Genomic DNA, 4351 nt, shown 5'->3' with positions numbered 1-4351 from the left:
GCGTCAGGACCAGTTTCACTGCCTCTTCCCGAAGCTCCGGGGTGTATGTTTTTGAGCGTGTCATAAAATTTCTCCAGTTGGTGAAGTTTACCAAACCAGAGTGTCCGAAAAAGTCAGGTTACCTCAGCCCGACTAGGCGTTGCTGCGACCGTGTTGTGAAGTGCGGTCTGCTTGCGCCGTTTGAATACCGAGACGATGGCTCCCAAAGTGACGGCAATGGGCACGACGTATTGCAAGATGCTTGAAGTGGTTCGTAGCAGGACGCCAGTCAACGTGGGGGCAATGTTGGCGGCCCCAGGCTGCACCGGTGCCGGCGGCATCATGGCAACGTAATGGAACCCTACATACGCGGCGATAGCAAGAATTAGCGAGGTCTGCCAAGGTAGTTTGGAAGCAATCTGGGTGATGTCTTCGAACAAGGACTGCTTTTTCTTGGCCATGAATTTAAGTCGAATGACATAGTATTAGATGGGGGATTGTAACCGTTGAGTAGGCATCTGTATTACTAACCTCTAATATCTTCCGCAGTCGAGTCGCCCTTGACGTAGAGCTGCGGGCCGTGGGCTCCACCTGGAGAATTACCCGAATCTTTGGTCAGTCAGGGCTGTGCGTTGAACGTCGTTTGCAACTATACGCGCGGCCTCCATGTAGCGTGCCCGGTCGGGTTCCGCAAACTCTGCGATGGCCTCATCCACGGCACGCGTAAACTCTTCTGGTGACGTTGCCTCAGTTTGAGCAAGGCATTCGAAATACGCCGGCAGCACCATGCGCCAATTGACCCCAACATCAAGCGAGCTGCCATCTTCCGAAAAGGCAAGCACGTCGTCGTTTCCCTCGTCGATGTGGCGAAGTAATGCAAAAAGCAGGTCGAAGGAGGCCCGCACCTCATGCGCAGAACTACCACGTACGCCGGACTTCATTTCCGGTGGTGTAGCGCCAACGCACTTTCGCATCAGTCGGTCGAACTCCGCAACGAAAGCATCTGTGCCAGCAGATTGCTCCTGACGGCCGCGGTTATTGATTTCGACGGTCTCGTAATAATCCCCTGCCATGGCAGCATTGAAGAACTGACGTGTGTCCTCTTCCAGCGCTGGAGGCGCGTGACCAGGGTCGAGAACAGTCCCCTCAAGCTTCACGAAGTCGCTCAAGAGGGCACTCAATTGGTTGGCCGGTATTAGCTCTATGGCCCGCTCGGCGATGATTAGAAGACTACCGCGACTCAACGTTCGGAGCTCGGCGATGACGGTGGTGCAATCAATTAGCTGATTGGTCATTTTGCGGGGTAATTAAAATCAGCCCTTGATGCGGAACTGCTCTTTGTCCTTGCCATCAAGCCAGCGTGGTGCACGGCCGCGGCCAGTCCACGTCTCGCCAGTTTCAGGATTCTTGAATTGTGCGGCGACCGTGCCCTTGGCTTTGGTCGGCTTCGCACTGCGCGCCGAAGAGAGGTCGTCAATGGAAACGCCATGCAGCTGCATCAGCTCCTTGATTTTCTGAATAGCACCGTCGATTTCATTCTTGCGGGCGGCCTCAGCCAAAGATTGCAATTTTGCGATTTGTTCAACATACTCTGCATACGATGTCATAGTTTATCCAATGGGTAGGTGGTTCAAACTGTTTGAATGTGCGCGCAATTTAACATGGTGGTTGGGAAAGTGACCAGCTTGTAATGCAATATCTAGTTCGTGTTGAACCAGCCACCGTTTTCGCCGTGGCTGCATTGCCCGTTGTTCAACTTTAGATTATCTGCATCAAAAAAGCGGATGCGCGAATCTAACAAGGAGTCAGAGACCGCTCGAAAACTTTGTTGCAGCCATGTTCTCTGCGGTTCTGGCCGAGGCCTTTCCGAAGTGGATTGGCTAAGGCTCAGACATTATTCCATTTACGCCGCGGTAGGGTAATGATAAACGTGCAACCGACATTTGGCGTGTTCATCACTGTAAGCGAGCCTCCCTCGGACATTACGCTTTGACGTGCAATTGTGAGACCAAGCCCCAACCCAGTTTTGTCCTCTCCCCGTTGAGTAAACGGGGTGAACATCTTCTCCGCATTCCCCGTCGGGAGTCCGCCGCAGTGGTCTCGAACCTCAATCAGAACCTCTTGACCCTTTGCATAGGCCTCGAGCGTGACTAACGAGTGTGGCAATGTGAATTTAAATGCGTTGTGTAATAAGTTAGCCAAGGCCGCCAATAAGAGCCCGCGGTTGCCAGCAATTGCTAAGTCAGATTCGACTGGTGACACCTGAAATGGGCACCCACGAGTATTGGCATCAAGCCGTGCCGACTCTGCCGCTTCGCCAACGAAGTCGGCTAATGAAAAAAGTTCACTTGCATCAGACGAATTGCCTTTGCTACGCACTTCAGCCAGCGAATTTTCGATAAGTATAGCCATCGCGGCATGTCCGCGCTTAAGAACGTTTCCCGTTGCACCGCCGACTGTCAGGCCGCCTACTTCGAGTGCGGTAACAGCCATGATTGCAACGCTCAGCGAATTTCTGAGTTCGTGCATTAAAAACCCCAGCTCCTCAATTTGGTCCGCTGAATTTTGCTCCGCAATTGAAACATCTCGTTGAGCGGTGAAGGCGGTTACAGCGTCAGCAATTGCATTATCCAAACATCTGTTCAACGTGCGAAATTCATCCACGGAAAATGGGGCATCTCGCTCGACAGCTAAATCAGTAATTGCTTGGCAAAGGTCGCCGTAGTCATGCACTACTTGGTCAACAGTGTAGCCCAGTGTCAACAAAGTGGAGCCATGTGCGGCAGCGCTGACACCCATCTCGGACAATGCGGTCCCATCGCCTCCGGAGGCGCCAGAAATTGCTACGCCGGCTTGTGACCCGTTGTCTTGCTCCGCTTCAAGGGTCCGCGTCAACTGGCCTAGGAACATTGGAATTCCGTTACGAAGTTGCCCTTCGGTAGCATTTCGCTCGGGTCGTTTTGCTACCTTGTCGATACAGCGGTCAACCAGTTCATCGTGGTTATTTGCGAGAAAATTGTGCAACATAGTTGGGCCTCATGATGGGGCGCATCTGGTAAAAGATGCGGTCGGCTGTGGCAGGGGAACTAAAAACGGGCCTGTTTTGATTCCCCTTCGACTATGGCACCATTTCACTCCTTAGCGCGCACGTCACTGAAAAGGACTCTCTTACCGTTGTATTTATGATAATTTATACAGCTACGGTTGCTGAAACCCACATTTTTCGATGATACGGACGTGCATCAACCTCGAGCTGTTCTGACTAGAATTGGTCGGAAGTGAAGAGTCAACAATTGACTCAGTTTGATGAGTTGGATGCCAAGCACTGCGAAGCTCTTGTAGGGGTTAATCCACCGGCGACGTCTTTTCCTAAGTTGTTGTAAGCTCACTCATGACAAAACTTAGTGCGCCAGAAACGAAGACACTCTTTAACATCCCAGCGCTGAAGGCGAGCTGCAGTGCGTTTAGTTTGCATGAACTATGTTTGCCACGAGGGCTGGCTCAAGACGAAATTGACCATCTTGACACCGCTATTGGTCAGCGCCGTCGAGTCCTTCAAGGAGAACGCCTTTTTAAGGTGGGGGAGCCATTCCGTAAGTTGTATGCGATACGCTACGGTCACTTTAAGACTGTACACGTCGATGCATCGGGCGACCAGCAGGTCACTGGATTTCATATGACCGGTGAGTTGCTCGGTCTCGACGCTATAAGCAATGATGAACACCAATGTGACGCTGTAGCCTTGGAAGATAGTGAAGTGTGTGAAATCCCTTTTGACCGTTTACAGAAAATTATTGGCCAATTACCTACCTTGTTACAACATTTCCACCGACTCATGAGCCAGGAAATCAGGCGTGAGCAGCATGTTATGCTTTTGCTAGGCAACATGCGCGCCGAGCAGCGATTTGCCGTATTTCTCACAAACCTGTCGCTACGTTACGAAGAGCGCGGATTCTCACCTACTCATTTCCGTCTTCGGATGTCTCGGGAAGACATCGCGAACTACCTGAGTTTAACGAATGAAAGCATCAGCCGCATCGTAGCCAGCTTCAAGAAGCAAGGATTAATGACAGTTGATAAGCGTGAAGTGTCATTACTGGAGATTGTTCGACTGAACTCATTAGCGGCCGGCACCGAGCCGTCGGCCCCCCTACGCTGACCGCGTGGCTAACTGAAAGCAACACCCCTGATACCTGGGGCGCGACTTGGTTCCGGTCTGGAGTTACTGTGCGCTTGCTACGCCCCTTGCTGTGGTCAAGTAATTTCGGACACCACGATAGGTTCGCGTACTGCCATTTTCCGTTCGTAGACGGCGGGCGACAGATTGCCCAATGCTGAATTGATGCGTTTGCAGTTGTAGAAGCCGACGATG

General features: G+C 51.9%; 5 protein-coding genes. 1 reads left to right on the top strand and 4 read right to left on the bottom strand.

The window, feature by feature from the left end; translation table 11 throughout:
* Nucleotides 1–113: 113 nt before the first annotated feature.
* The 4 genes from F1609_RS33805 to F1609_RS33790 all read right to left on the bottom strand — a co-directional run bounded on the left by F1609_RS33805 (nt 114) and on the right by F1609_RS33790 (nt 3006).
* Nucleotides 114–440, bottom strand: coding sequence for a hypothetical protein (locus F1609_RS33805; protein ID WP_167082310.1), 327 nt, complete (start codon nt 438–440; stop codon nt 114–116).
* A 138-nt stretch (nt 441–578) separates the two neighbouring features.
* Nucleotides 579–1148, bottom strand: a complete 570-nt coding sequence (locus tag F1609_RS33800) for a hypothetical protein (RefSeq protein ID WP_167082308.1) — start codon at nt 1146–1148, stop codon at nt 579–581.
* A gap of 144 nt (nt 1149–1292) precedes the next feature.
* Nucleotides 1293–1586, bottom strand: a complete 294-nt coding sequence (locus F1609_RS33795; protein WP_167082306.1) for an H-NS histone family protein — start codon at nt 1584–1586, stop codon at nt 1293–1295.
* 280 nt (nt 1587–1866) lie between these two features.
* Entirely contained in the window at nt 1867–3006 is a 1140-nt protein-coding gene (locus F1609_RS33790; protein WP_187363194.1) for a sensor histidine kinase, read from the bottom strand.
* A gap of 364 nt (nt 3007–3370) precedes the next feature.
* Between F1609_RS33790 and fnr the strand changes: the two genes are divergently transcribed.
* Nucleotides 3371–4138: a fumarate/nitrate reduction transcriptional regulator Fnr gene (gene fnr / locus F1609_RS33785; protein ID WP_167082304.1), complete on the top strand. Its 768-nt coding sequence runs from the start codon at nt 3371–3373 to the stop codon at nt 4136–4138.
* Nucleotides 4139–4351 lie beyond the last annotated feature (213 nt).

The organism is Massilia aquatica (assembly GCF_011682045.1).
Classification (GTDB): Bacteria; Pseudomonadota; Gammaproteobacteria; order Burkholderiales; family Burkholderiaceae_D; genus Telluria_A; species Telluria_A aquatica.
The sequence above is the reverse complement of the archived record's forward strand: the minus strand, read 5'-3'. Positions and strand labels throughout refer to the sequence as shown.

Bases quoted from the DNA above. Each gene is read 5' to 3' on its own strand.
- F1609_RS33795 (WP_167082306.1), bottom strand. From the start codon at position 1,586: ATGACATCGTATGCAGAGTATGTTGAACAAATCGCAAAATTGCAATCT.
- fnr (WP_167082304.1), top strand. From the start codon at position 3,371: ATGACAAAACTTAGTGCGCCAGAAACGAAGACACTCTTTAACATCCCA.
- F1609_RS33790 (WP_187363194.1), bottom strand. From the start codon at position 3,006: ATGTTGCACAATTTTCTCGCAAATAACCACGATGAACTGGTTGACCGC.
- F1609_RS33805 (WP_167082310.1), bottom strand. From the start codon at position 440: ATGGCCAAGAAAAAGCAGTCCTTGTTCGAAGACATCACCCAGATTGCT.